We start from the raw sequence: 26,801 nt of genomic DNA, 5'->3' as shown, positions 1-26,801 counted from the left end.
ATAAAGGTTGTAATTTCGTGGATCGCAAACTTCCCCTACTACTCATTACATCTGATCCTAAGAATCGTGTACAACTAAGTAATCGAATTAGAAGTTTACAACTGTTTGATATCCATACTGTTGAAAACAGCACAAGTGCAATTGAAAAGTTAAAAAATAATAATTTTCACTTTATCATTTCAGATATTGATATCGGTGATGTTGATGGTTGGTGTCTATCAAGTTTAATTCGATCGGACATTTATGTATGCGACCGTAAAATTCCTATCGTATTGTTGACCGACACTCACAGTGAACGTATTGCCGAAGCCACAGCTAAAGCATTTGGTATAAACGCGGTATTAACTAAAAGTGAAACATCTAAAGTAAACGAAATCTTAGCCGACGCGTTTTCTCTCTCATTACCGATCAGTAGTAAAATGACCGCCTTAAATGTTATGGCGGACAAAAGCTTAGCGTCGGAAATCGAATTACTTATAGATTCAAAATTTGAGACCTTCACCGTTCCAAATGCCAAAGATGGCTTGGCTATTCTCCGCCAACAAAACATTGACTTTCTAATCGTTGATAATGCACTGCCGGACAACACAGCGTCAGAATTAATCAAAGCTGTACATCAAGAACTGCCCGAAATCCCATGTGTCGTTATCGTTCCTAGGAACGATATTGAAGTTGCCGAATATTACATGATCCATGGCGCAAGTGACTTTATCTACCGCCCTTTAAATCCTTCCCGAGTTCTTAATATTTGTGAACGGGCTGCGCGACGCAATGACTTTATGATCAGCAATAATCAATTTGCGCAAAAAGTATCGCAGCTAGAACAAAGTGAACGGAAATTTCGCGACCTTTTTGACGAGCATACAACCCTTCTAGAGAACTTGAGTTCTGTTGTCATTGAATTAGATAAAGAGGGTAAAATAAAATTCCTGAACAAAACTTGGCGCAGTTTAACTGGGTTTTCGATTGAACGATGTATTGGCAAAAACTTACTCGAGTTTATTGAAGTTGATGAATTAGGCGCTGTCAGATTCACCGCCAAAATCAACAGCATGTTGAAGTTGAATCAAACATCCTCTACCGAAGAGGTCAAAATTAGAACGGCTTACAATTACAATTTGTGGGTTGAGATTAAGCTGCATAAAATAATTAAAAATGGCGTAACGTCAGGTTTAAGTGCAACAGTTGATAATATTCATGATCGTAAAAAAGCAGAAGAAAAATTAAGTCACCTTGCATTACACGACACGTTAACTGGTCTCTATAATCGATATTACTTTGATACGCAACTGAGTCGGTTGACACTCCTTGCGTCACGCGGAGATGACAGCCACTGTTTGCTCTACATCGACCTTGACCACTTTAAAGTAATTAATGATACAGAAGGTCATCAAACGGGTGATATGGTCCTTCGAGAAGTGTCTCAGATACTTTCGCAACGCCTTAGACAGTCAGACATTTTATGCCGAGTTGGTGGTGATGAATTTGTTATCCTGTTGTCCAGTACAACAATGGAAAACGCAAAAACGATTGGCAATAATATTTGTAAGCAAATATCCGATACCCATTTTCAATTTTCCAACAACACCTATAAAATCAGCGCCAGTATTGGTCTGTCAGAAATAGACGGCCACAGCACAGCGCCTGAATACCTCCGACAAGCTGATATCGCTTTGTATGTGGCCAAGAATAAAGGCCGAAATCAAATTCATTGTTTTGCAGAAGATGACGTTGAATCGACAATGCAATTCGACAATATGAAATGGGTACACCGGCTACAAGATGCTGTTATTAATGACAATTTAATACTGCACTTCCAGCCAGTTTGGGATCTTGAAGAAAACAAAGTGGCCTACTTTGAAGCGTTGGTCAGACTGCAACATGGCGATACGTTAACTTTTCCAAACGAGTTTATTCCTGCGCTTGAACGTGCAGAGGACATTAGTTTTCTCGATCATCAAGTGATTAACCAAGCATTAAAATCCCTGAGTAGTAACCCTGAATTACACCGTGTGGCCATTAACCTTTCTGCACATGCTTTTTCAGATGAACGCTTAGCGCCACTTATTGAATCAAAACTAAAAAATACAATGTCGATGGTCATCGAATTATATTCGAACTCACTGAATCAGCCAGCTTAACTAATGTAAGTGGCACAAGGCGGATGATTGAGACCATAAGCGCGCTAGGTTGTGAATTTTCCATAGACGATTTTGGTACGGGCTTTAGTACGTTTGCTTATTTGAAAGAACTGCCGGCACACTCTGTTAAAATTGACGGTAGTTTTGTTAAAGACATGAACAATAATTCGGTTGATAAAACTCTTGTAAGTGCTATTGCAGAAGTCGCAACCGCGTTAGGTAAGACATCCGTCGCGGAGTTTGTTGAAAACGCCGATATCTTTGACGAGTTGTTGAAAATGGGGGTTCGATATGCCCAAGGATATTACATTAGCCGACCGTTACAACTTGATGACGTTAAAGACTTTCAATTCGCACACAATAAAAAAGCCACTTAATAAAGTGGCTTTTTTATCCAAATAATTTTTAAATTATCTGTCTTTAATTGCTTTGGCTATCTCTGAATCTCCGTGACCATTGGCATTTGCCCAATCTAAATCACCTGAATCAGCAAAATGTGATGCTGGCATACGTTTAACGATAAACTCGCCCGCACCTTGAGCATTTTTTGTCATTGCGTAACGAACCAAGTTCTCTCCGCCACAAGTTATGCCGTCATAGATATGGCGTAGTTTTACGCCGGCTTCTTTTAACTTCTTACGGACACGTGATTTGTTATCAGTTGCAACGTTATCGCAAAATCCTGCAAGCACTGAAGCCATATCTGCAGACTTGGCTGGAGTTGAAAACGCAATTCCACCTAAAATCAAAGAAACAGACAATAGTGTTGTTACAAACTTCATAAACATTCTCGCTTTTTATTATTATTAAGGACATTACCACAGAATTATTGTTATTCAAGTCTATGTTTTGTCAATTTAAGGAAAACCCCTAATCCTTTACAAGAGTAACAAACGTATAAGGATAGCTATTCTTCTCGTCAGGGAGGTGGCTTTCTTTGTCCACTTCCGTCCAACTACCGACGGTTTCCCAATCTGGGAATTGTGTATCACCATCATTAATCGTTAAATCGATCAAAGTTAGATACAAGGTCGACGCTAATAATAAATAGTGTTGGTATATTTTACCACCCCCAATGATCATTACTTCAGCTTCTTTTTCAACCAAAGTGAGCGCATCTTCAGGTGAATGTACAACATCGACCCCTTCATGCGTCCAATCTTTATTACTAGTGACGACAATATTTTGTCTACCCGGCAGTGGTCGGCCAATTGAATCAAATGTCCGACGCCCCATAATGACCGGTTTACCAAGCGTTACCGATTTAAAATGCTTTAAATCGGCAGGCATATGCCAAGGCATGTCATTATCTCTGCCTATTACCCTATCGTGGGCCATCGCGGCAATTAATGAAATCTTAGTCACGCGGCTTTCCTAATCTCAATTATGGCTTGTAGATGACTTCAACATCGTAGTCATCTTCGTTCCAATCTTCATCGTCTTCGTCATCTGCATCACTTGCAGCCGCTTCCAACGCTTCTTCATGGTAACTATGCCACTGGAATTCAACTTTCTCATCTTCATCCGTAACAATTTCTCTCGGCATATCTTCTAACGCGTCTGACAAATCGTTGCATAAATCTTTTGTATTTTGACCGGTGGAAGCTGAAATCTGGTAAACAGGCCCATCCCACTCCAAGCGTTCTACGATAGATTTACAAAGCTCGTTTGCTTCTTCTTCTGACATCAAGTCAATCTTGTTAAAGACTAACCAACGCGGTTTGCCTGCAAGTTTTTCGCTGTACTGTTCTAATTCACCAACGATAACTCGTGCATTGTCGACTGGATCAGAACCATCAACAGGTAAAATATCGACTAAATGCAACAGTACGCGACAACGTTCTAAATGGCGGAGGAATCGGATCCCTAAGCCAGCGCCATCTGCAGCACCTTCAATTAGGCCAGGTATATCCGCAACAACAAACGAGTTACCCGCACGGACAACACCTAAATTTGGAATAAGTGTGGTAAATGGATAATCAGCGACTTTCGGTTTAGCTGCTGAAACTGACCGGATGAAAGTCGATTTACCAGCGTTTGGTAAACCTAACATACCTACGTCAGCTAATAACAACAGTTCCATTTGTAGGTTTCTAACTTCACCTTAGCGTACCATTGGTTTTTTGTCGAGGTGCACGATTAACGCTACTTTTAAAGCGCGTATTACCTAATCCGTGGAATCCACCTTTGGCCACCAATAACTTTTGACCGTGTTTGGTCAAGTCACCAATGACTTCGTCTGTGTCTAAGTCTCGAGCGCGAGTACCGATTGGTACTGACAATATGCAATCTTCACCACGTGAACCTGTGCAATTTCTACCCATGCCATTTTGGCCACGCTGGGCTTTATGAAAACGCTCAAAACGATAATCTACAAGGGTATTGAGTCCTTCATCTGCGAGTAAAAATACATCGCCACCATCGCCACCATCGCCGCCGTCTGGACCACCATTAGGTACATATTTTTCACGACGGAACGAGATCGCGCCGTTACCGCCATCACCAGCGTCGACTTTGATTTCTACTTCATCTACAAATTTCATTTCGCAATTAACTCTTGTTGTTCTAAAGCGCCTACCTATCACTATATCTCGGGATGGGTAAAGCTGCCACTATTCTAGTATGTATGCATTAGAAATAAAAACCCCGCATAAGCGGGGTTTTAAAATACTTTACAGTTACTGATATTATTCAGCAACAATGCTCACGTATTTACGGTTAAGTGGACCTTTAACGTCAAACTTAACTTTACCTTCTGCAGTAGCAAACAATGTGTGGTCGCGGCCCATACTAACGTTTGTGCCAGCGTGGAATTTAGTACCACGTTGACGAACGATAATATTACCGGCTAATACTGTTTCTCCACCAAAACGCTTAACACCTAAACGTTTGCTTTCTGAATCACGACCGTTACGAGTACTACCACCAGCCTTTTTATGTGCCATTTTATAGTTCCTCTACTAATTAAGCGTTAATGCTTGTAATTTTCACTTCTGTAAACCACTGACGATGGCCAGCTTGTTTACGTGAATGTTTACGACGCTTAAATTTAACAATTTTTATTTTCTCACCACGACCGTGAGAGACAACTTCAGCTGTGATTTTACCACCAGATACTAATGGCGCACCAACCTTTACATCGTCGCCGTTAGCAACTAACAACACTTGATCAAACTCGACTGCAGAACCAGTTTCTACGTCTAGTTTCTCAAGACGAATGGTTTGGCCTTCAGCAACACGGTGTTGTTTACCACCACTTTGGAATACCGCGTACATATTACTCCGTCTCCTGTGCGTTCTTCGCACAATTTTAATCTGTAAAACAGGGCGCGAATTCTAAATGAGATGCAAAATAGACGCAAGCACTAATTACGTTTAAATGAATAAAAAACGACATTTAATTACTAAATCAGATAAAAGCGGTAGATTGCCCATTTAAGTTTACTTATTTTATGATGATTTAGATTTCTTAATCTATTTTGTATTTAGATAATGTGTGTACTCAGGTACACTTTGCCGCAAGTTGAATTAAAATTTTAAAGCAGTTGATGGAAATTCAGAAAATCATCGAACTTGCCAGTCCCGACATGCAAGCCGTAAATCAGTGTATCGCGTCACAATTAAAGTCAGATGTCGCGTTAGTTAACCAATTAGGTGTTTATATCGTTAATAGTGGCGGTAAACGCATTCGCCCTATGTTAACCGTATTAGCCTCGCGAGCGCTGGGTTATGAAGGTGATAACCATTCTACTTTAGCGGCCATAATTGAATTCATCCATACCGCAACATTACTCCATGATGATGTTGTCGATGAATCTACGATGCGCCGTGGCAAAGAGACCGCCAATGAAGTGTTTGGTAACCAAGCAAGTGTACTTGTGGGTGACTTTCTTTATACCCGCTCGTTTCAAATGATGGTTAGCTTAAAATCCATGCGTATTATGGATATTTTAGCCAATGCGACCAATGAAATTTCAGAAGGCGAGGTTTTGCAGTTAATGAACTGTAATGATCCAGACACCACTGAACAAAGTTATTTTGATGTCATTTATGGTAAAACCGCACGATTATTTGAAGCGGCAACGCAACTCTCGGCTATTATTGCAGGTGCAGATGAGGCAACTGAACAAGCGATGCAAAAATATGGCATGCATTTAGGTACGGCATTTCAGCTAATTGACGATGTAATGGATTACACTTCAGAAGCCGGCGACATGGGTAAAAATACCGGTGATGACCTAGCAGAAGGAAACCGACTTTGCCTCTGCTATACGCCATGTGGAATAGCACAGGTGCACAATCTGAACAAATTCGTCTTGCGATTCAAAACGGTGATGGCCTGCCCCACCTCTCAGACATCATAGCAACGATGGAACAAACCGGTGCCTTAGAATATACGAGAATAAAAGCCGAGAAAGAAGCAGACAAAGCGATAGAGCAATTAACCTGTTTAGAAGAGTCTGAATTTAAGCAAGCGCTTGTTTCTTTAGCACATATCTCCGTTCATCGAACGAATTAACTTCTTACCATTAGTTCCACTTTAAGTTTACGTGGCCAATTTATTTAGTAAATTGGTCACGTAGTAATAAAGCAATATCACATAAATAAACTTTGCTTAGGTATGACTTAGGCATAAACGGTGGACTGAACCCGTATCAAAGCAGTAATTTTACCGCCTACTGAATAATAAAAAACCGCTTAAGGGCTAAGCCCCAAAGCGGTTTTTTGACGATATTTTAAGTTTAATTACGCGTTAACGAAATCTTCACCTAGTTTAATATCACCACGTAAGCCTTCAATCATTTCAGCTTTACATTTTTCTTCATATTCACTTAAGTCGCCATAATGAAGAATTTCTTGAACACCGTTTTTACCAATTAATACTGGCTGTGCGAAGAAACGAGCATCAGAACCGTCACCTTCAACATACGTGTATTCAAATACGTCTTCTTCGCCGTTAAGCGCATCTACTAAGCTTAGTGCAAAACGTGCAGCTGCTAGACCCATAGACAAAGTAGCAGAACCGCCACCCGCTTTGGCTTCAACAACTTCTGTTCCTGCATTTTGAATACGGTGAGTTAATTGCTCAATTTCTTCTTGAGAGAACTCTACGCCTTCAACTTGAGAAAGAAGAGGTAAAATTGTTGTACCAGAGTGACCACCAATAACAGGCACTACAATATCTTCACAATCCAAACCTTTAACTGCAGCAACAAACGTTTCTGCACGAATAACGTCTAGTGTCGTAACACCAAACAATTTCGCAGGGTTGTATTTACCTTTTGCTTTTAACGTTTCAGCAGCAATTGCAACTGTCGTATTAACAGGGTTAGTGATAATTCCGATACATGCTTCTGGTGCATGGTCAGCAATACCTTCAACCAAGTTTTTAACGATACCTGCATTGATGTTGAACAAGTCAGAACGATCCATACCCGGTTTACGTGGAACACCAGCTGGGATCAATACAATGTCTGCACCCGTTAACGCCTTATCAAGGTCGTCTGCCCCAAACCCTTCAACTTTTACAGAAGTTGGGATGTGGCTCAAGTCAACAGCAACACCTGGAACAACCGGTGCTACGTCGTACAATGCTAATTCAGAACCTTGTGGTAACTGAGTTTTTAGTAATAAAGATAGAGCCTGACCGATACCACCAGCGGCACCTAAAACTGCAACTTTCATGTATTTCTCCAGTTTAATTGGTTATAGAGTACGATTTCCGGCAAACCATACTTAAATATGAGTAAAAACTCAAATAGCAATTAGTATTATAGCGGCAAATGAATTATTATTTATTTGTTAAATGTGGGGAAAATATTTACATGAGTCAAACCAAACAAGAAGAGCTAATAAAAGCGTTCAAAGCATTACTAAAAGAAGAACGTTTCGGATCGCAAGGCGATATCGTTGACGCCCTAAAAGCTCAAGGATTTGACAATGTAAGTCAATCTAAAGTCTCAAGGATGCTGACTCGATTTGGCGCTGTTAGAACCCGTAATGCCAAACAAGAAATGGTCTACTGTTTGCCTGCAGAGCTTGGTATGCCTACCGCTAAGAGCCCTCTTAGACAATTAGTGCTCGATGTAGAACACAACGAGTCTATGGTTATAATCCGAACCAGTCCGGGCGCTGCACAGCTCATTGCTCGCTTACTCGATTCAGTTGGAAAAGCCGAAGGTGTGCTTGGAACAATCGCCGGCGACGATACTATTTTCATCGCACCATTGAAGGTAAGTGAGATTGAACATACCCTAACAAACGTGAAACAATTGTTTGAAACTGTCTAGATAACTAGCCAAAAATAAAAAAATCCGCATATTTTCATGCGGATTTTTTATAAGTAATTACTTTAAACTAATCTTCGTTTATAGATCCGATCTTATGAATCGAAAGATCTGCACCAACAAATTCGTCTTCATCTGTCATTCTTAGAGCAGAGAATTTGTTAACCAAACCGTAAACAATTCCACCACCGACTAACGCAATTGTAATACCAGCAAGTGTACCGATAATTTGAGCTGTCAATGATACGCCACCTAAACCACCGAGCGCTTCACTACCAAATATGCCACAGGCAATACCGCCCCATGCACCGCAAACGCCATGCAATGGCCACACACCTAATACATCATCAAACTTAAACTTGTTCTGTACATAGGTAAACAACCAAACAAATAAGCCACCAGCAATCAAACCGACAAACAATGAACCGATTGGATGCATGACATCAGAGCCTGCACAAACCGCCACCAAGCCCGCTAATGGACCATTGTGAATAAAACTAGGGTCATTTTTACCAAAGTACAAAGCAGCTAAAATACCACCGACCATCGCCATTAATGAGTTAACCGCCACAAGGCCTGAAATACCATCCAGTGTTTGTGCTGACATTACGTTGAAGCCAAACCAGCCGATACTTAATATCCAAGCACCTAACGCTAAAAATGGAATGTTAGATGGTGCAAATGCCACAAGTTTACCGCCACGTATTCGGCCTTGTCGCATTCCCAACATTATAACAGCGACAAAGGCTAACCAACCACCTACACCATGGACGACCACAGAACCTGCAAAGTCATGAAACTGAGCGCCGGTTAACGCTTCTAACCAAGCCTGAAAGCCCCAATTGCCATTCCAAATAATCCCTTCAAACGTTGGATATACCACACCAACTATCAACGCGGATGCGATTAAAAATGGATAAAAACGACCACGTTCCGCAATACCGCCCGACACGATAGCTGGAATTGCTGCCGCAAACGTCATTAAAAAGAAAAACTTAACTAAATCATAACCATGGTTTTCTGATAACGTCTGAGCACTCGCAAAAAGGTCGTATCGTACGCTAACCAATAACCAACAAAAAGTAAGCTACGCATGATACGCCAAAATCAGCCATGATCTTAACCAACGCATTAACTTGGTTTTTGTGTCTAACCGTACCAACTTCTAAAAAGGCGAATCCGGCATGCATGGCAAAAACCATTATAGCGCCGAGTAATATAAATAACGTGTTAGAGCTTTGGACTAATGTCTCTACTGCACTATTAATTTCTTGCATTTTGTCTAACCCTATATCGCTTCGTTGTTTTCTTCACCAGTACGGATCCGCACGACACGGTCGACATCAATTACAAAAATTTTGCCATCGCCAACTTTGCCAGTTCTGGCTGTATTGGTAATGACATCAATGCAGCGCTCCACATCGTCACTGTTGACAATCATTTCAATTTTCACTTTTGGTAAAAAATCGACCTGATATTCAGCGCCTCGATACATTTCAGTATGCCCTTTTTGGCGTCCAAACCCTTTTACTTCTGTAATCGTCATGCCGACGACTCCTACTTCTTGCAGCGCAAGACGAACGTCTTCTAAACGGAACGGCTTTATGATTGCTTCAATCTTTTTCATTTTTACACCATGTTGATTGCATATTTATTTTGAAAAAGAGCCTAAATATTCACAGTTAAATATGCAATAGTTACAGGTGAGTATTGGTCACTTATATGGATGAAATCTTTTCACCCATATAAAAGCCGAATGATAGTGTCTAGGGTGACTGGCGTGAAAGACTAGATTTAGAGAGAGCCTTGGTTTACCAAAAAGTCCACTGAAGGTGCAAAAAGGCTGCCCCCGTTTCTGCAGTTGTATAATTTAACAAGTGGTCATAGTCCCCATCATCATTACCGACGACCATATTTGATAAGATCGCAGAAAACGCATCAGGGTCAGCGCAATACGAGATAAACAATAATCCCTGATGGCTTAAATCACCATAGGGCATACTTTGTCTCATTAACTCTCGCGTTTTTCCTTCTGCATTTTTGACATTTGATCTTTTCACATGCGCGGTTAAAGGCATATCTTCCGCTGAAAATTCTTTGTCATCCATTTTTGTCCGACCAATGATCAACTCTTGCTCCTAGGTTGGTAATTTATCCCAGCGATTAAGGTGGTGGCGATAGCGTTGAACATGAACAAAGCTGCCAGCAGTGAACTTGCCGGCATCTGCTAGTAATGCAATTTCACGACGTTTTCTGCCTTTTGGATTTTCGGTACCATCTACAAAGCCTGTTAAATCACGACCGTCTAGATAGCGAAAACATGGCACCTGTTCGATTAGTTCTATGGTTTCACCAAATAAAGTTAAAATACGGCGACTCGCAATATAGTTCACATCTTGGCGGTCAGAACGAAGTTGAATAAACAAATCCATTGGCGACGCCGGCATTTGTCTGTCGTCTTGCCCCATTGCCGGAAATGGTTTTAAACCATGGGGATATCATCTGGGTAAAGTTCTTGCCAAAAACTTGCACCAATCGCAATAACTCCACTGAACATACCTTCGGAAAACTGTTCAGAAATTTCGTCAAAGATTTTCGGTAGTTGGCTTAGCGCTTCTCTAATTACGGGCTCGTAACCTTCATGTGCATTAAAAAACAAATGCAATCCATGTAAATTTGCTTCAGTACAAATGCCCCATTGTTCTCTCGCCATTATTCACCTCTTCATTTGTATTAACGCATCCTACTCTGAAATACACTTAAGCTTAATAAAAACAATAACCTTATGTCCTAAATTTCAACTATAGATAACTCTCTTTTATTATATAACCACAAATTTGCCTTTTTAAATTGAAAAACACCTTAGCCGCCCTTATTATTTACAAACCGACCGGTCTGTACTTTGAATGAAATAGTTAGAAAACAATTAATGCCCAAATTTATTATCATAGTTACTCTCATCTTCAGTTTATTTTTTAGCCACACAGGTCATGCTGTGGAGAAATTTGTTGAATTGCAAACAGGCTCATTAATGGGAATGGCACATATTTCGTTTGGTCTAACGCTCCATAAGAATCACAATTTTTCCATTGGCATTGGTTTTGTACCAGAGCTAGACAGCCACGAAGAAATGACGTTAACGAGTTTAAAATATCGCTATGAAGGTGACACTCGTATTGAAAGCGAATTGTTTGGTACGTCTATAACAATTAGTCCATTTAACTTTGGTTTGGCAAGTCTAATTGGTCACCAAGACGAAATATATAAGAAAAGCCCAGATTACCTGCCCGATGGCTATTATTTCCCTACGGCAAAACGCGTTATTTTTAACTATCAGACAGTTGTTTCTTTCAATTCAGACCTGCAAGTTTATATGGATTGGAGTGTGCTAGATGTTGGCCTGATAAATTACGTTAGAAATTTTGAATTTTATAATGACAATTACGACGCCTTTGGTTTGGAAGGTATCGTAAGTTATGGCTTTGGTATAAGGAAACGATTTTGAATTCAATTATGAATATTGTCGCCTCAAACGGCTATAATTATCTTCGCACAGCCTTAATTGCTGTAGCAACAACACTCATTTTGGTGGGCTGTGATTACGAACTTTCGCCATGGCAAACCGACGTCTATTGCCCATAGTCAATCCGTTGATGAAAACCTTGCGTTGATTAAACAGATTGAACAAACCAAACAAATCGGCGATTCATTTAAAGTTGCATTATTGGGCGACCCACAACAATTTCCAGAAGATTTTGACGAAACGATAAAATTGTTAAACACCTATGCGGAAGTCGATTTTATTATTCTATTAGGTGACTTAGTCGAAACTGGATTAAAACAGGAGTTTGAGTGGACATGTAAAGCCATGAATCATTCAAACAAACCTATTATTCCAGTAATCGGTAACCACGACTCATTATCTTATGGGGTCGATATTTGGCTTCAAACGTTTGGTGAGTACGATTTTACATTTTCATATTTAGGGACGAAGTTTGTTGCCTACAACGACAACCAATACGAATTTGAAGACGTGCCAGATCTTGACTGGTTAGAGCAAGCTTCAGCAATTTCTGACAACGAAACACGGCTACACACCATTGGTATGTCACACATCGAACCTTGGGGAAGAGCCCCAGATCTAAGCCAGTTCTTGGCTAAAAATGGGTTTGATCAAATGCTTCATGCCCACAAACACAAATTTGCTTATTACCAGCGAGAAGAAGTGGGCTTACCTCACTTTATAACCGCCGATACTCAAGATGTTAAATTTGCCATCATGACGGTTACACCAGACACAATTACAATTGAACAATGCGATCCTGTCTGTTTACCAGCCGAAATTGAAATTAGGTAGGTTTTTCTCTATCTCACTAAAAATTAATAAAAAAGTCACAACTTAGAAACAAAACAGAAATAAAAATGAAATATTTTATTCACATTGAAATATTTCTGTAACATTTGTGCTATTTAATACCGTCAAATATTTCAAGACGCCGATTTTGCGTCTAGGATTAAGTTAATCAACTTCCTTGATATAGGTATTAAAATGAAAATATTGCGACCAATCATCGCCGTTGCTGCCCTAAGTGCACTGACAAACAGCGCATTTGCTGCTCAATTTACCACTGACGTTTACGGTAAAGTTAACGTTACCGTACAAAACTCAGATGGTGAAACTGAATTAAAAAGCAACTCATCTCGTTTTGGCCTAAAGGGCTCTGAAAAGCTTAAAGGCGGCTTGGAAGTGTTTTACAAATACGAAATTCAAGTTGATGTGGCAGATGAATCTACAACAGAAAACTTAAAATCACGTAACCAATATATTGGTCTTAAAGGCTCGTTTGGTGAGGTTATTTTAGGCCGTAACGATACTGTCTTAAAGCAGTCTCAAGGAAAATTTGACCTATTCTCTGACTTAACTGCCGATATAAAAAATGTAGGCTGGAAAGGTGAAAATCGCATTAACGATTCAATAACCTATAAAACGCCTAAAGTTAATGGCTTCCAGTTTGGTGCAAGTTATTACATCGATGAAGAGAACGACGATTCTGCGACATCGCTTTCGGTGACTTACGGTGACAGCGCCCTGAAAAAGGCAAGTACTATGCAGCCGTTGCGATGGACAATGAACTAAATGGCTACAACGTAACTCGACTAACGGGCGGAACTAAAGTCGGTTCAGTTAAACTTGGTGCTATGTTCCAGACTCAGGAAAGTGTTGATACCGGCATCGAAAAAGATGGCTTTATGGTCAGTGCTGAGTATCTAATGGGAGCCTATAACTTAAAAGGTCAATACCAAACCTTAGAAGATGATTCTGGCTTTACCGTCGGTGCGGATCGTAAATTAGGTAAAAATACCAAAGCATTTGCGTTTTATACGACATTTGGTTCAGATGATGATGCTTCTGGAAGCAACAAAAATTACTTAGGTTTAGGTCTAGAACAAAAGTTCTAACTTGCCTCGATGATAAAAGCTTCAGCAACCCTTTTATACGATTTGCTTATGCTTTAATTAGAAATTCAAAAACCGCGGTTAACCCTGCGGTTTTTTTTGTTTATGTCATTAGCTAAACAAAGCTAGTGATCTTGTCTCTATTTAAGAACCGAGTTTATCGCAGCAATCAAGTTATCAGGATCATCTGTACCTAAGCTAATTGTAGTGCCATCTTTTAGTTTTAGCGCAATCGCCTGTGTCCCTGATACCGTATATAACCAGCCCGTTGGAATGTATCTGATCCCTAAACCGTAGTACCATTTAGTTGTGATCAAACTTACTGAATCCACTGCTTCTAACGGCAATGACTTACGCCAAAAGCCTGGGCCAAAAGACCACCTAATAACGTCAGAATCTACGTTGATATTAAGAGAGTGGAACAGAAAAGCGACAGGCGCTAGCACCAAAAACACTGGCCAACCTATATCTGCGTTTTTTCAATCGCCATAAAAAAGACAAAACCGAAAATCCCTGCCATTACAACCAACAATGCCGTACCGATTTGTTTATGTTGATAGTGCATTTAACATCCTCACCGTTTATTTATCACTCATAAGGTTATTGTACTGTATAGCAAACACACCAATTTGCTTATCTAAAATTCAACCAATAAAACAAGATTTACCGCAAATATCTACATTTTTTTGCTAAGGTGCGTTATCACCTAATCCGCCATCTTATCGCCCGTAAGGAAAATATGAATGTTTGATACGTTACTTCGATTCCGTTGGCTAAGTCTTATCGGTCTGCTCGCGTTGTGCTTACCGTTTGCACTTTTTGCCCACGGTGTTGATGAGAGTACCCGGGCATTCTTGCAACAACATTCGGGAGTGCAGTTTATCCCGTTTTTGTATATCGGCGCTAAACACATGGTAACAGGCTATGACCACTTATTATTTCTAGTTGGTGTACTATTTTTCATCCATAAAAGTCGCGATGTATTATTGTATGTCAGCATGTTTACACTTGGGCATAGTTTAACTTTGCTCTTTGGCGTTCTAAATGACATTCAAATAAACGCCTATTTAATCGACGCGATTATTGGCTTGTCAGTTTTATATAAGGGCTTTGATAATTTAGGCGGCTTTAACGCGTTATTTGGAAAATCTCCTAATCCTCAACTGGTCGTTCTCATCTTTGGCTTATTTCATGGTTTTGGATTAGCCACCAAACTGCAGGAATTCCAACTACAGGATGAAGGTTTAGTGATCAATTTGTTAGCGTTCAACCTAGGTGTTGAATTGGGTCAATTTACCGCATTAGCGTTTATCTTATTGATAATTAATACGTGGCGAACACATCCGAGTTTTATCCGATTTGCCAAATATACAAATGGGTTATTGATGAGCGCTGGCTTTATGCTCTTCGGCTTACAGTTAACTGGATACTTTATTTAGTTGGGCTTAAAAGTGTAACAATAATTATTAATTCAATAATGCCATATTGAAAAAGAGAGTTAAATATGCAACAAACAGTTTTATTATCAACGCCAGCTTTAATTAAATACACATTGTTAAGCTTTATTTTTGCAGCGGCTGTATTACTGATCATTATTCTTCCTGCAGAATATAATATTGACCCAACCGGGCTAGGTGAAAAATTAGGGCTAACGGTATTTACTCAAACTTCGACAAATGCCATTAACACAAACTTAAAACAACCTGTCCAGAACGCAACAAATAAACCGCCGGTCACCATAGAAGTAATTGTGCCAGCTGGACGTGGCGTTGAATACAAATTTGTAATGACGCAATATCAAAAACTAAACTACGAATGGCAAACCAACGGCTCTTTACTGTACTTCGATTTGCACGGCGAACCCAAAGGCGATACTACGGGCTATTTTGAAAGTTACGCGATTGCGACATTAGAAACGATGAAAGGCAGTTTTACCGCCCCTTTTTCCGGTTCACATGGTTGGTATTGGAAAAATACCACTGATAAGCCCGTCATTGTGACCCTGATTGTTGAAGGCCAATACATATCACATCGCCTAAAATAGTCATTTAATTTCATCCAAAAAGTTCTAAGTTATTAAATGACATAACAATTTTATGATTGTTTCTATTTAATGATCGTTTAATGTCATTTTTTATTACCCCTAAGTCTTTTGTCATATTATTGTCATATACTTATTTGATACTGTATTCACAGTAATTATTCCAATTTTATGAATAGAAAATGACAAATAAAATATTAGTAATTGAAGACGAAGCACCAATTAGAGAAATGTTAGCTTTTGTACTTGAACAAAATGGCTATGAAGCACTTCAAGCCGAAAGTTTTGAGGAAGCCCAAAAGTATTTAATAGACCCTTCACCTGTGCTTATTTTACTCGATTGGATGTTACCCGGCGCCAGCGGCATTCAAATTGCTAAAACGCTCAAACAGCAGGACTACACCAAAGACATTCCAATTATAATGTTAACAGCCCGCGGCGAAGAAGAAGATAAGATCCGAGGTCTAGAAGTAGGCGCGGACGATTACATGACAAAGCCATTTTCACCAAAAGAACTGATGGCCCGTATTAAGGCGGTGTTACGCCGTGTTTCACCGACTTCAATTGAAGATTCAGTGCAGGCTAATGGACTGGTTTTAGACCCAGTTTCACACCGTGTAACGGTAAACGATGAACGAATTGAGCTTGGTCCAACAGAATTTAAATTACTGCATTTTTTCATGACGCACCCAGAACGGGTTTACAGCAGGGAACAATTATTAGATCATGTCTGGGGTACAAACGTTTATGTTGAAGATCGTACAGTTGATGTACAAATACGACGTTTGAGAAAAGCCATGGGCGACGTTAATCATATGATCCAAACGGTTCGAGGCTCAGGATATCGGTTTTCAGCTAACAACTAAGGATTTAAATGATACAACTGCCAAAAATTAGGGATATTGTTGTAAAGGTAGCGTTAATATTGTTGCCTTTTATCCTAATCGGAATGGCCTTCGGGTATGTCTACCAAGCCATAGCTATTGGTTTATTGTCGATTATTATTTGGCATTACTTTCATCTTCTAAAAGCCATTCATTGGCTGTGGTACGACAATAATTCTGCCCCGTATAATGCCAAAGGCGCTTGGGCGCTACTTTTTGATGGCCTGTTTCAGTTACAACGTAAGCACAAACAAAAACGCAAAGAGTTAGGGCTGCTGATCAAACGGTTTCGCAAAGGCGCGGAATCATTGCCAGATGCCGTTGTTGTTTTTACCACTGATAGAACCATAGTTTGGTGTAATACGTTAGCCCAAATAATGATGGGCTTCAAAATGCCAAGTGATATTGGCAATCGTCTAGATAATTTTCTTCGTCATCCTGAGTTTATTCACTATCTAGAACAAAAAGAATACGACGAACCATTTGAGTTCTCTTCACCGCTAAATGAACACATCACACTCGAATGCAGAATCGCCCCGTTTGAAAAAACCAGTGGACGTTAATTGCTCGCGACGTCACTCAGCTTAGACTCATGGAACAAATGCGGAAAGACTTTATCGCCAATGTGTCGCATGAACTCCGAACACCATTAACGGTTATGCGCGGCTATTTAGAAATGTTACCTAATGACGAAGCGCCATCGATGGGAATTTGGCCACAAGCACACAAGATGATGAGTGAACAGTCCCAACGAATGGAAGCATTGGTTGAGCAGCTAATGACATTAACACGTTTGGAAAACGCCCAGCCAACACAATATGCCAAACCCACCGACGTCCCTGCACTGTTGGAAAAAATACAGTCTGACGCAATTGCGCTATCGAACAACCAACATGAAATCACCTTAAATATCGACAAATCATTGTGGATGTTAACTGACAAAGAGCAACTCCGTAGTGCCTTTTCTAATTTGATATTTAATGCCGTAAAGTACACACCTGCCGGCGGAAAAATAGAAATAGAATGGCTCAGTGACGACAAAGGCGGTGCTAAATTTTGTTGTAAAGACAATGGACAGGGAATTGCACCGGAACATATTTCAAGACTAACAGAACGTTTTTATCGAATTGACGAAGCGCGTACACGAGATAGTGGAGGTTCAGGTTTAGGCTTGTCTATCGTCAATCGTATATTAAAAATTCATGACAGCAAACTTACCATTACGAGTCGTCGACAAGTTGGTAGTCAATTTGGCTTTGTCATTAATAAAAAATTCATCTGCCCGCCTGAAAGCCAATAACGATAGGAGATTTCATGCCCAAACGGCTATATGAAATCTCTTTCAAACCCGCAAAAACCAGTTTATTACAAATTAAAGACACTTTATTTAAAACGTCGTTTGCCAAGCGTTAATAGATCATTTGGCACGTTATTTTCTAACAATAACGAATTTTACAAAATAAATACTCAATACATTTCAGAAGCTTAGACCTCATTAGCATTTAATTACCAGAATAAATGACACATGTAATAAAGATGTCACATTTCATCTCTACTATGGCCAACATTGAAAAGTAAAACATAACCTTTCGGGTAAAAACTTATCCAACGTCAGGTAAAACAGATTATTTAATCGGAGCAAAAAATGAAACTTAAAGCACTTGTTGGCGCACTTGGTTTTACGTTAGCCACGTTAGTCTCGACCTCTGCGGTAGCCGTAGACAAAGACATCCCTACTTACCAAAAACCAGTGGTATATCTGGCAATTTATCTACTGTTGGTTCTGATACATTAGCTAACATGATGACCTTTTGGGCTGAAGAATTTAAGCGTTTATACCCGAACGTTAACATTCAAATTCAAGCAGCTGGTTCATCAACAGCGCCACCAGCGTTAACGGAAGGTACGTCAAACTTCGGTCCAATGAGCCGTAAAATGAAGTCTAAAGAAATAGAAGCATTTGAAAAACGTTTCGGTTATAAACCAACACCTATTCCAGTTGCAATCGACGCGTTAGCGGTATTTGTACATAAAGACAACCCGATTAAAGGGCTTAAAATATCTGATGTCGACGCAATATTTTCATCAACACGTAAATGTGGCGCACCACAAAATATCGACCGCTGGGGCGATTTAGGCCTGACAGGTCAATGGGCTGCAAAAGACGTTCAGTTATTTGGTCGTAATTCAGTTTCTGGAACTTACGGTTACTTTAAGAAAAAAGCGCTATGTAAAGGCGATTTTAAAAACAACGTGAATGAACAACCTGGTTCAGCATCTGTCGTCCAGTCAGTATCATCTTCGCTTAACGGTATTGGTTATTCAGGTATCGGTTATAAAACGTCTGGTGTACGTGCTGTTGCACTTGCTAAGAAAGGCACAAACTATGTAGATGCGAACATGGAAAATGCGGTTAACGGTAAGTACCCACTATCTCGCTTCTTGTTTGTTTACGTAAACAAGCACCCAAACAAACCTCTTTCTCCAATGGAAACTGAGTTTGTAAAAATGGTGTTATCTCAAACAGGCCAAGAGATTGTTGAAAAAGACGGTTACATCCCTCTTCCAGCAAAAGTTATCGAGAAACAACTTAAAGTACTTGGTCTTAACTAAACGTCATAAATGTTAGATAGATAGTTTCCAAAACAAAAAAAGAGCACTTAATGTGCTCTTTTTTGATCGCAATACAATAATCTATTTGTAATCAAACCTTAACTTGCCAACTCCAAATCCACCACGATATCTGTGGCTAATTCTTCAAGCGCTTCTGCGATCACATCTGCGTCCAAACCTACCGGAAGTTCGACTTTTGCGACTGCATGAAACAAGCCTCCGCCCCAGTTAGGAGCACTTTGGCGACTCGACGTAAAGTTCACAATGCTGGCACCTTTATGCTGAATTATTTCAGATAATTCGCGAACAATTCCTTTACGATCATTACCCGTGATCACAAACTCAATTTGTTGGTTTTGGTCACTTTCACTACCCGTACCGTCGTGAACATCTATTTTTAGATCGTCCAATTGTGACAATGCAGAAGTTAAATCACTTATAAACTCTTCAGCAACTTCAACTTCAACAACACCAGCAAAATAGCCCGATAAATGAGACAAGTTACTCGCAAGCCAATTGCCATGATTCTCTACTAAAACATTTGATAGGTTCTGTACTAACCCAACTTTATCTTTACCGATTACTGTTAACACAAGCTTCTTCATATCTTGGCCACTTATTTTCTTATTATTTGGGAAGAGTATTGTCAACAAATCAAAAAAATCCAGCACTATGCCCAGATAAAGTGCAATCAAATTGTCTAATGTATATTATTTAATCATATTTATTTCTCTATCATGACCCCCGTTTCCGTCCTATGTCACATAACTGTAACAATAACGAAATATAATACGCAGCAACTAATCTAGGGCAGGTAATTTGTATGTCTCAAATTTCGAGTAACGGATTGAAAACAGATTCAAAACGTTTATTCAAAGATCAATTCGCAAAGTACGGTGTAATGACGGGCGGTGTTTTAGTCCTTTGTGCACTACTTTTGATTTTCTTTTATTTATTGTATGTGGTGAAACCCGTATTTAATGCAGCTCATATTGAACCTCGCAGTTCAGTTAGCACTATGGCTAATAAATACGTCGCCGTTGGGATAGAAGAACAAACCGAAATTGCGTTTGGCTTAACTGACAAAGGTATGGTTGACTTTTATAACGTCAAAGGTTCGGGCACAGGTAAGCTAATTACTAGCGTTGACGCCAACATCGATGACAATATAATCGCATTTTCCTCAAGTGCGCCTCATCAAGGACAATATGCATATCTAAACGAACACGGTGAAATTACTGTAATCAAACCGTCATTTAGAGTGGCGTTTCCTAATGATGTACGCACGTTAACTCCGGTTATTACTTACCCTTTTGGTGAGCAACCTACACCGGCGCTAGACCTCCCAGCAGGAGAAGCGAGAAATATTTTATCTCGCGGTGAAAAGACCAACTTTGCTTTTGCAACTGACGAAAACGCCATTGGCATCGTTTACAAAACAGCCAATGATGACGTTATCTTCTCACGTTTAGAAAGTGAAGAAGATATGTTCACTGACGAACTCAGCTGGACGTCTTATCAATCGGATTTAAACTTTGTTACAGGAACAATACAACAGCTTCTAATTTCCCCAGATGCATCAAGGCTCTTTGTTGTCACCGACAAACATATCTATGTCGCAAATAGCCGAGATGGTGAAGATGTTCAATTGTTGTATACAGTTGATGTTGGCAGAAACGCCGCGACAATTACTACAGCAAAGTTACTGGCCGGCGCAAACTCCCTGATGGTTGGCTACAGTGATGGTTACATTGGTCAGTGGTTTGAAACAAATAGTGCGGATGGACGAGCGTTTATTCAATCTCGTCATTTCCAAATGGCAGTAGACACCGAAGATAAAGCTGTTGTTGCTATTTACCCTGAGTTTTATCGCAGAACATTTACCGCGGTAACTAAAAGCGGTGAAGCAAATATATTCCATACCACTTCTGAAGCGGAATTATGGCAAGGGCAATTAGTGGACTAAGGCAATTCTCGATTTTGAATTTTCGCCGCGCTCTAACGCCATTGTGATTTATTCTGCAAAAGGCTTGAGTGTGTTTAAAATTGAAAACGAACACCCTGAAGTTAGTTGGTCGGGACTATGGCAAGAAGTATGGTACGAAGGTTACCCAGAAGCCGACTACATTTGGCAATCATCTTCTGCAAGTGACGATTTTGAATCTAAATTTAGCCTAGTACCAATTTCGTTTGGCACCCTAAAAGCAGCGATGTATGCAATGATGTTCGCCGTACCAATTGGTTTAGCGGCAGCGGTTTACACCGCATACTTTATGGCCCCAAGCGTTCGTAAGATAGTAAAACCAACGGTTGAAATTATGGAAGCATTACCTACGGTTATCTTAGGATTTTTAGCTGGCCTATGGCTTGCCCCCGTCATCGAAGAACATCTTCCATGGTGTTGTATTGTTACTCATATTGTTGCCACTTTCGGTTTTTATAACTGCATTTATTTGGCACAACTTACCGACCAAAGTACGTAATAAAGTACCTGCCGGATGGGATTCAATTATTTTACTACCAATTGTTGTTATTGTTGGCTGGACATCGTTTGCGTTAAGTCCGCTAGTTGAACTGTGGTTATTTGATGGTAATACACGTCTCTTTATCACCAACGACTTAGGCATAACATTCGACCAACGAAACTCGTTAATTGTTGGAATCGCAATGGGCTTTGCAGTTATCCCAACCATATTCTCAATTGCGGAAGATGCGGTATTTAGTGTACCAAAAACCTTATCATCTGGTTCATTAGCACTAGGCGCAACGCAGTGGCAAACCTTAGTAAAAGTGGTTTTGTTAACAGCAAGCCCAGAGTATCTTTTCTGCTGTAATGATGGGGCTAGGCCGCGCAGTTGGCGAAACAATGATTGTATTGATGGCCACAGGTAACACACCAATTATGGACTGGAGCATATTTGAAGGAATGCGCACATTGTCAGCAAATATCGCTGTTGAGATGCCAGAGTCGGAAGTCGGCAGTTCGCACTACCGTATCTTGTTCTTAGCCGCATTTGTATTGTTTATATTCACCTTCTTTTTTAACACGATTGCGGAATTCGTTCGCCAACGTTTACGTGAAAAGTACAGCTCACTTTAATGCGCACCTACTTAAGATTTTGGAGAATTTAGAATGAAGTCATGGTTTAAATCAGGTGCCCCTTGGATCTGGATGACAGCTGGTGCAGTTAGCATCAGCTTGATATCTGTAATCGGGTTACTATTATTAATTGCAAGTCGCGGCCTTTCGTATTTTTGGCCGTCAGATATTCATCAGTTTAGCGTGAATACCCAAACGGGTCAGAGCTACACTGTTATCGGTGAAATTTATGACCGCGAATTGGTTCCAACACAACGCCTTATCGAAGCTGGGATCAAGTTTGATAACATTCAAGGCGAGGAAGTTGAACGCCTATTAGTGAAAACCGGTAACCGCGAATTTGTTGAACTGGATTTTCAGTGGATATTAAGTCCTGAAATTACACAAAGCGACACACCTAGTGGTCTCGCTGTATTTGAACGCAGCAAAAATGGTAACTTTTACGGTTTTGTTGAAGCGGTAATAGCCGACGGCAAACGTATCGTTGAAAACAAAGAAGCCGCATTAGAACAAGCTATTGAACGCGCTGTTGAACTCAATGAATTGGCATTAGATTTACAAAACGATGAAATCGGTGCAATAAACTACGAACTAGAACGACTTAGATTAAAACAACGAAAGTATGAATTAGAAGGCACATTAACCGCTGAAAAAGTTCAAGAGCTATATGACCGACGCGCCGAACTTAATTTGGAATATCGCGAATACGAAAAGCAACTATTTGCTTATCGTAACCAAGCGAAACGTGACGAAGTTATAGTAAAAGACATGCGCGGTGAATTAGTATCATTGCCAATGAACTACATCTTGGATGTCGCATTTCCAAACGACATGAACTTTTTGGCAAGGTTGCACGATACGGAAAACAAATATCGAAATTTATATTTGATGACCCGCGTGAAGCCAATACCGAAGGTGGGGTGTTCCCAGCCATATTTGGTACGGTCTTTATGGTAATGTTAATGGCTGTTATTGTTACACCATTTGGGGTTATCGCTGCAATTTACCTTCATGAATATGCAGGGAACAGTGCAGTAACCAAAATCATCCGTATCGCGGTTATCAATTTGGCCGGTGTCCCATCTATTGTCTATGGTGTATTTGGTCTAGGGTTCTTCGTATATATGTTTGGTGGTTCACTCGACCAATTGTTTTACCCTGAAGCTTTGCTAGGACCTACGTTTGGCACCCACAGGTGTAATGTGGTCGGCACTAACATTAGCGATATTAACTTTACCTGTTGTTATTGTATCAACAGAAGAAGGCCTATCTCGTATTCCAGGTTCGTTACGTCAAGGTTCATTAGCATTAGGTGCAACAAAAGCAGAAACACTATGGCGTATCGTGATCCCTATGGCCAGCCCAGCAATTATGACGGGTCTGATCTTAGCCGTTGCCCGCGCAGCAGGTGAAGTCGCACCATTAATGTTAGTTGGTGTCGTTAAGATGGCACCTACCTTACCTGTCGACGGAAACTTTCCGTTTGTACACTTAGATCGCAAGTTTATGCACTTAGGTTTTCATATTTACGATGTGGGCTTCCAAAGTCCAAACGTAGAAGCCGCAAGACCTTTGGTTTATGCAACATCGTTTTTATTAGTGACGGTTATCGTCGCGCTAAATATTACAGCGATTGGCATTCGTAACCATTTACGCGAAAAATATAAAGCGCTAGAGCACTAAACCGGTCCCTAGCTAAATAGAATTTTAAAGATTAAAGAAAGTAAGAGAGTGTGAGATGATTTCTGTAGCACCAGATATGAGCAACAAAACGTCGTCAGTAATAGATTTAAACAACCTAAGAGATGAGCAGATTGCCCTTAGGATAAAAGAGTTAGATCTTTATTACGCAGAAAAACAAGCGTTAGAAAACATTACGATGAATATCCCAAAAGGCCAAGTGACTGCTTTTATCGGTCCATCTGGTTGCGGTAAATCAACATTACTTCGTTGTATTAATCGAATGAACGACTTAGTTGATACTTGTCGTATTGAAGGCGAAATATTATTACATAACCAAAACATCTACGATAAGTCAGTTGATGTTGCGTCACTTCGTCGTGCCGTAGGTATGGTATTTCAACGCCCTAACCCATTTCCAAAAACCATTTATGAAAATGTGGTTTACGGGCTGCGTTTACAAGGTATAAAAGACCGACGCATTTTAGATGAAGTGGTTGAACGTTCTCTTCGAAACGCAGCACTTTGGAATGAAGTGAAAGACCGCTTACACGACAGTGCACTAGGCCTATCTGGTGGTCAACAACAACGACTTGTGATTGCCCGAGCAATTGCCATTGAACCAGAAGTTTTGCTGCTCGATGAACCAACTTCAGCACTGGATCCAATTTCAACATTAACTATTGAAGAATTGATCACTGAGCTTAAAGACAAATACACTGTTGTTATTGTTACGCATAACATGCAACAAGCCGCTCGTGTTTCTGACCAAACCGCCTTTATGTATATGGGGCAACTAATCGAGCACGCCGATACAAATACGCTATTTACTACACCAAAAATGAAAAAGACTGAAGACTACATTACGGGTCGTTACGGTTAACAACCGGGTCTTAGTAGTAACAGGTTAAATAGCGACTTAGGGGAAACATGGAATTAAATTTAAACAAACACATCTCAGGCCAATTTAATGAAGAATTGGAGCAGATCAGAAATGACGTATTAAAAATGGGCGGCCTTGTTGAACAGCAGTTAACCAATGCGTTAAATGCCGTTAACAATTCAGACCAAGCCTTAGCAAAACGTGTATTGGAAACCGATTATTTGATCAACCGGATGGAAGTTCAAATCGATCAGGAATGCACACGTATCATTGCCAAACGTCAACCAGCGGCGTCAGATTTACGTTTAGTACTTGCAATTGTCAAAACCATAACTGATTTAGAGCGCATTGGAGATGAAGCAGAACGAATTGCTAAAGTCGCATTGGAATCGTTTAATAAGACACAACAGGAGTTTTTGGTGTCGATGGACAACATGGGCCGTAAAGCGATCCATATGTTGAACCAAGTATTAGATGCATTTGCGCGAATGGACGTTGACGCGGCATTTGAAGTACATAAGTCAGATAAAATTTTGGACAAAGAGTACGAAGCTATTACACGCCAATTAATGACCTACATGATGGAAGATCCACGTTCTATTCCAAAGGTTATGGATGTCTTTTGGTCAGTGCGCTCGTTAGAACGCATTGGTGACCGATGCCAAAACATCTCTGAATACGTTATCTATTTTGTTAAAGGCACCGATGTACGCCATACTTCTGAAAAGGACATTCAAAATAACGTGCTTTCATAAATATTATGCGTAAGCTTGTCAACAGTAAAAAACCGCTTAAATAAGCGGTTTTTTCACACCTGCGGCAATTTTATGGTTAAAATACCGCGCGAAGTCATTTCTGTCATAATAATGTAATAAAAGTGACATAAACTGCGTTCCGCTCAACCTAGGTCTATATTTTACAACTACACTATAGAACTAGGAATTTAGTTGTTGTGTTAACGCAGAATTTTACAACACAACAAATTTGCTGTTTACCAAATAAATAAAGGTATAAATATGGCCGCTCATTCAATATTAGGCGTATTTGCAAAGTCTCCTCTAAAACCTTTAGAAGAGCACATCAATCAGGTTCAAGAAGCAGTTGAACTATTGTTGCCATTTTTTGACGCTGTTTTTGCAGAAGATTGGCAAGAAGCCGCCAAGATCCGCGCTCAAATTTCCCACGCTGAAAAACAAGCCGACGTGCTAAAACGTGAAATACGTATGAATTTACCTCGTGGTTTATTCCTTCCTGTTGAACGTACAGACTTGTTAGAGTTAATTACCCAACAAGATAAAATTGCTAACCGCGCAAAAGATATTTCTGGTCGCTTCCTTGGCCGTGAGTTGACTATCCCATTGTCGATTCAAACTGAATTTAAAGCATTTATCCAACGTAATGTCGATGCTACCGAACAAGCACGTAAAGCTATCAACGAATTTGACGAGTTATTAGAAACTGGTTTCAGAGGACGTGAAGTTGAACTTGTTGCTCGTATTATCACTGAATTGGACAAAATCGAAGATGATACGGACACGATGCAGATCAATATCCGCATGGCTTATAAAAAGTTAGAAAACGAATTAAACCCGATTGATGTCATGGTGACCTATCGTATGCTCGAATGGATTGGTGATTTGGCAGATGTTGCCGAACGAGTTGGTTCACGCCTTGAGCTTATGCTCGCGCGATAATTAATGTTAATAAAAAAATAG

The 26,801-nt window shown here is 40.1% G+C and carries 22 protein-coding genes and 8 pseudogenes; 18 read left to right on the top strand and 12 right to left on the bottom strand.

The window, feature by feature from the left end; translation table 11 throughout:
- Nucleotides 1–17 precede the first annotated feature (17 nt).
- Together PN838_RS19815 and PN838_RS27895 are read left to right on the top strand one after the other, a co-directional pair.
- On the top strand, nt 18–2,141 hold the full coding sequence (locus PN838_RS19815; protein ID WP_272181731.1) for a diguanylate cyclase: 2,124 nt from the start codon (nt 18–20) through the stop codon (nt 2,139–2,141).
- Entirely contained in the window at nt 2,072–2,518 is a 447-nt protein-coding gene (locus PN838_RS27895; RefSeq protein WP_441295814.1) for an EAL domain-containing protein, read from the top strand. Before PN838_RS19815 ends, PN838_RS27895 begins: the two co-directional genes overlap by 70 nt.
- A 33-nt stretch (nt 2,519–2,551) precedes the next feature.
- Here the strand turns inward: PN838_RS27895 and PN838_RS19805 are convergent, their stop codons facing one another.
- The 5 genes and pseudogenes from PN838_RS19805 to rplU form a co-directional block, all read right to left on the bottom strand.
- Entirely contained in the window at nt 2,552–2,923 is a 372-nt protein-coding gene (locus tag PN838_RS19805; RefSeq protein WP_215965277.1) for a DUF3718 domain-containing protein, read from the bottom strand.
- An 88-nt stretch (nt 2,924–3,011) separates the two neighbouring features.
- On the bottom strand, nt 3,012–3,506 hold the full coding sequence (gene folA / locus PN838_RS19800) for a type 3 dihydrofolate reductase (protein WP_272181730.1): 495 nt from the start codon (nt 3,504–3,506) through the stop codon (nt 3,012–3,014).
- Nucleotides 3,507–3,525: 19 nt separating this feature from the next.
- Nucleotides 3,526–4,684 (bottom strand): annotated as a pseudogene (cgtA, locus tag PN838_RS19795) (Obg family GTPase CgtA).
- Nucleotides 4,685–4,828: 144 nt separating this feature from the next.
- Entirely contained in the window at nt 4,829–5,086 is a 258-nt protein-coding gene (gene rpmA, locus PN838_RS19790; RefSeq protein WP_215965275.1) for a 50S ribosomal protein L27, read from the bottom strand.
- A gap of 19 nt (nt 5,087–5,105) precedes the next feature.
- Nucleotides 5,106–5,417, bottom strand: coding sequence for a 50S ribosomal protein L21 (gene rplU / locus PN838_RS19785; RefSeq protein WP_215965274.1), 312 nt, complete (start codon nt 5,415–5,417; stop codon nt 5,106–5,108).
- Nucleotides 5,418–5,689: 272 nt separating this feature from the next.
- Between rplU and ispB the strand changes: the two are divergent.
- Nucleotides 5,690–6,660: pseudogene (gene ispB / locus PN838_RS19780) on the top strand (octaprenyl diphosphate synthase).
- 227 nt (nt 6,661–6,887) lie between these two features.
- Here ispB and mdh read toward each other — a convergent pair.
- Nucleotides 6,888–7,826 carry a malate dehydrogenase gene (mdh, locus tag PN838_RS19775; RefSeq protein WP_215965272.1) on the bottom strand — a complete coding sequence of 313 codons (939 nt, stop codon included), beginning with the start codon at nt 7,824–7,826 and terminating at the stop codon, nt 6,888–6,890.
- 140 nt (nt 7,827–7,966) lie between these two features.
- On the opposite strand from mdh, the gene argR reads away from it, so the two are divergent.
- Nucleotides 7,967–8,431 (top strand): transcriptional regulator ArgR, encoded by a 465-nt coding sequence (gene argR, locus PN838_RS19770; protein ID WP_215965271.1) that lies wholly within the window; start codon nt 7,967–7,969, stop codon nt 8,429–8,431.
- A 67-nt stretch (nt 8,432–8,498) separates the two neighbouring features.
- Here argR and PN838_RS19765 read toward each other — a convergent pair.
- From PN838_RS19765 to PN838_RS19750, 4 genes and pseudogenes are all read right to left on the bottom strand, one after another.
- Nucleotides 8,499–9,705 (bottom strand): annotated as a pseudogene (locus tag PN838_RS19765) (ammonium transporter).
- 11 nt (nt 9,706–9,716) lie between these two features.
- Nucleotides 9,717–10,055 carry a P-II family nitrogen regulator gene (locus tag PN838_RS19760; RefSeq protein ID WP_215965269.1) on the bottom strand — a complete coding sequence of 113 codons (339 nt, stop codon included), beginning with the start codon at nt 10,053–10,055 and terminating at the stop codon, nt 9,717–9,719.
- A gap of 184 nt (nt 10,056–10,239) precedes the next feature.
- Nucleotides 10,240–10,875 (bottom strand): annotated as a pseudogene (locus PN838_RS19755) (Dyp-type peroxidase).
- Nucleotides 10,876–10,910: 35 nt separating this feature from the next.
- Nucleotides 10,911–11,141 (bottom strand): hypothetical protein, encoded by a 231-nt coding sequence (locus PN838_RS19750; protein ID WP_272181729.1) that lies wholly within the window; start codon nt 11,139–11,141, stop codon nt 10,911–10,913.
- Nucleotides 11,142–11,423: 282 nt separating this feature from the next.
- On the opposite strand from PN838_RS19750, the gene PN838_RS19745 reads away from it, so the two are divergent.
- The 3 genes and pseudogenes from PN838_RS19745 to PN838_RS19735 all read left to right on the top strand — a co-directional run bounded on the left by PN838_RS19745 (nt 11,424) and on the right by PN838_RS19735 (nt 13,888).
- Entirely contained in the window at nt 11,424–11,933 is a 510-nt protein-coding gene (locus PN838_RS19745) for a hypothetical protein (RefSeq protein WP_272181728.1), read from the top strand.
- Nucleotides 11,934–12,023: 90 nt separating this feature from the next.
- Nucleotides 12,024–12,785 carry a metallophosphoesterase family protein gene (locus tag PN838_RS19740; protein ID WP_272181727.1) on the top strand — a complete coding sequence of 254 codons (762 nt, stop codon included), beginning with the start codon at nt 12,024–12,026 and terminating at the stop codon, nt 12,783–12,785.
- A gap of 192 nt (nt 12,786–12,977) precedes the next feature.
- Nucleotides 12,978–13,888, top strand: a pseudogene (locus PN838_RS19735) (porin).
- A gap of 137 nt (nt 13,889–14,025) precedes the next feature.
- Here the strand turns inward: PN838_RS19735 and PN838_RS19730 are convergent.
- The gene (locus PN838_RS19730; protein WP_272181726.1) at nt 14,026–14,340 is read right to left on the bottom strand and encodes a hypothetical protein; all 315 of its coding nucleotides are present in this window, start codon (nt 14,338–14,340) and stop codon (nt 14,026–14,028) included.
- Between the two features lie 288 nt (nt 14,341–14,628).
- On the opposite strand from PN838_RS19730, the gene PN838_RS19725 reads away from it, so the two are divergent.
- From PN838_RS19725 to PN838_RS19700, 6 genes and pseudogenes are all read left to right on the top strand, one after another.
- A complete protein-coding gene (locus PN838_RS19725) occupies nt 14,629–15,324 on the top strand; it encodes a HupE/UreJ family protein (protein ID WP_215965263.1) in 696 nt (231 codons plus the stop codon).
- 65 nt (nt 15,325–15,389) lie between these two features.
- Entirely contained in the window at nt 15,390–15,929 is a 540-nt protein-coding gene (locus tag PN838_RS19720; protein WP_215965262.1) for a hypothetical protein, read from the top strand.
- Nucleotides 15,930–16,108: 179 nt separating this feature from the next.
- On the top strand, nt 16,109–16,792 hold the full coding sequence (gene phoB, locus PN838_RS19715) for a phosphate regulon transcriptional regulator PhoB (RefSeq protein ID WP_215965261.1): 684 nt from the start codon (nt 16,109–16,111) through the stop codon (nt 16,790–16,792).
- 8 nt (nt 16,793–16,800) lie between these two features.
- Nucleotides 16,801–17,373: a phosphate regulon sensor protein PhoR gene (locus tag PN838_RS19710; RefSeq protein ID WP_272181725.1), complete on the top strand. Its 573-nt coding sequence runs from the start codon at nt 16,801–16,803 to the stop codon at nt 17,371–17,373.
- 29 nt (nt 17,374–17,402) lie between these two features.
- Entirely contained in the window at nt 17,403–18,110 is a 708-nt protein-coding gene (locus PN838_RS19705) for an ATP-binding protein (protein ID WP_272181724.1), read from the top strand.
- Between the two features lie 345 nt (nt 18,111–18,455).
- Nucleotides 18,456–19,423: pseudogene (locus PN838_RS19700) on the top strand (PstS family phosphate ABC transporter substrate-binding protein).
- Between the two features lie 98 nt (nt 19,424–19,521).
- Here the strand turns inward: PN838_RS19700 and PN838_RS19695 are convergent.
- Nucleotides 19,522–20,028, bottom strand: a complete 507-nt coding sequence (locus PN838_RS19695) for a glycine cleavage system transcriptional repressor (protein ID WP_272181723.1) — start codon at nt 20,026–20,028, stop codon at nt 19,522–19,524.
- 227 nt (nt 20,029–20,255) lie between these two features.
- Here PN838_RS19695 and PN838_RS19690 point away from each other — a divergent pair.
- The 5 genes and pseudogenes from PN838_RS19690 to PN838_RS19670 all read left to right on the top strand — a co-directional run bounded on the left by PN838_RS19690 (nt 20,256) and on the right by PN838_RS19670 (nt 26,780).
- Nucleotides 20,256–22,523 (top strand): annotated as a pseudogene (locus PN838_RS19690) (ABC transporter permease subunit).
- Between the two features lie 33 nt (nt 22,524–22,556).
- Nucleotides 22,557–24,206 (top strand): annotated as a pseudogene (gene pstA / locus PN838_RS19685) (phosphate ABC transporter permease PstA).
- A 55-nt stretch (nt 24,207–24,261) separates the two neighbouring features.
- Complete coding sequence (gene pstB / locus PN838_RS19680; protein WP_215965255.1) at nt 24,262–25,086, top strand: phosphate ABC transporter ATP-binding protein PstB; 825 nt, start codon at nt 24,262–24,264, stop codon at nt 25,084–25,086.
- A gap of 47 nt (nt 25,087–25,133) precedes the next feature.
- The gene (gene phoU / locus PN838_RS19675) at nt 25,134–25,841 is read left to right on the top strand and encodes a phosphate signaling complex protein PhoU (protein WP_215965254.1); all 708 of its coding nucleotides are present in this window, start codon (nt 25,134–25,136) and stop codon (nt 25,839–25,841) included.
- Between the two features lie 261 nt (nt 25,842–26,102).
- Entirely contained in the window at nt 26,103–26,780 is a 678-nt protein-coding gene (locus tag PN838_RS19670; RefSeq protein ID WP_215965253.1) for a TIGR00153 family protein, read from the top strand.
- Nucleotides 26,781–26,801: the final 21 nt, after the last annotated feature.

It is taken from the genome of Psychrosphaera algicola, assembly GCF_028401425.1.
GTDB lineage: Bacteria > Pseudomonadota > Gammaproteobacteria > Enterobacterales > Alteromonadaceae > Psychrosphaera > Psychrosphaera algicola.
Note: the sequence above shows the minus strand (reverse complement) of the source record. Positions and strands in the feature narration are given on the sequence as shown.

What these genes read in the sequence shown, in the direction of transcription:
- phoB (WP_215965261.1), top strand. Translation starts at nt 16,109, where the DNA reads ATGACAAATAAAATATTAGTAATTGAAGACGAAGCACCAATTAGAGAA.
- rpmA (WP_215965275.1), bottom strand. Translation starts at nt 5,086, where the DNA reads ATGGCACATAAAAAGGCTGGTGGTAGTACTCGTAACGGTCGTGATTCA.
- PN838_RS19750 (WP_272181729.1), bottom strand. Translation starts at nt 11,141, where the DNA reads ATGGCGAGAGAACAATGGGGCATTTGTACTGAAGCAAATTTACATGGA.
- PN838_RS19725 (WP_215965263.1), top strand. Translation starts at nt 14,629, where the DNA reads ATGTTTGATACGTTACTTCGATTCCGTTGGCTAAGTCTTATCGGTCTG.
- PN838_RS19720 (WP_215965262.1), top strand. Translation starts at nt 15,390, where the DNA reads ATGCAACAAACAGTTTTATTATCAACGCCAGCTTTAATTAAATACACA.
- argR (WP_215965271.1), top strand. Translation starts at nt 7,967, where the DNA reads ATGAGTCAAACCAAACAAGAAGAGCTAATAAAAGCGTTCAAAGCATTA.
- PN838_RS19705 (WP_272181724.1), top strand. Translation starts at nt 17,403, where the DNA reads ATGGAACAAATGCGGAAAGACTTTATCGCCAATGTGTCGCATGAACTC.
- mdh (WP_215965272.1), bottom strand. Translation starts at nt 7,826, where the DNA reads ATGAAAGTTGCAGTTTTAGGTGCCGCTGGTGGTATCGGTCAGGCTCTA.
- PN838_RS19805 (WP_215965277.1), bottom strand. Translation starts at nt 2,923, where the DNA reads ATGAAGTTTGTAACAACACTATTGTCTGTTTCTTTGATTTTAGGTGGA.
- phoU (WP_215965254.1), top strand. Translation starts at nt 25,134, where the DNA reads ATGGAATTAAATTTAAACAAACACATCTCAGGCCAATTTAATGAAGAA.
- pstB (WP_215965255.1), top strand. Translation starts at nt 24,262, where the DNA reads ATGATTTCTGTAGCACCAGATATGAGCAACAAAACGTCGTCAGTAATA.
- PN838_RS19710 (WP_272181725.1), top strand. Translation starts at nt 16,801, where the DNA reads ATGATACAACTGCCAAAAATTAGGGATATTGTTGTAAAGGTAGCGTTA.
- PN838_RS19695 (WP_272181723.1), bottom strand. Translation starts at nt 20,028, where the DNA reads ATGAAGAAGCTTGTGTTAACAGTAATCGGTAAAGATAAAGTTGGGTTA.
- rplU (WP_215965274.1), bottom strand. Translation starts at nt 5,417, where the DNA reads ATGTACGCGGTATTCCAAAGTGGTGGTAAACAACACCGTGTTGCTGAA.
- PN838_RS19760 (WP_215965269.1), bottom strand. Translation starts at nt 10,055, where the DNA reads ATGAAAAAGATTGAAGCAATCATAAAGCCGTTCCGTTTAGAAGACGTT.
- PN838_RS19670 (WP_215965253.1), top strand. Translation starts at nt 26,103, where the DNA reads ATGGCCGCTCATTCAATATTAGGCGTATTTGCAAAGTCTCCTCTAAAA.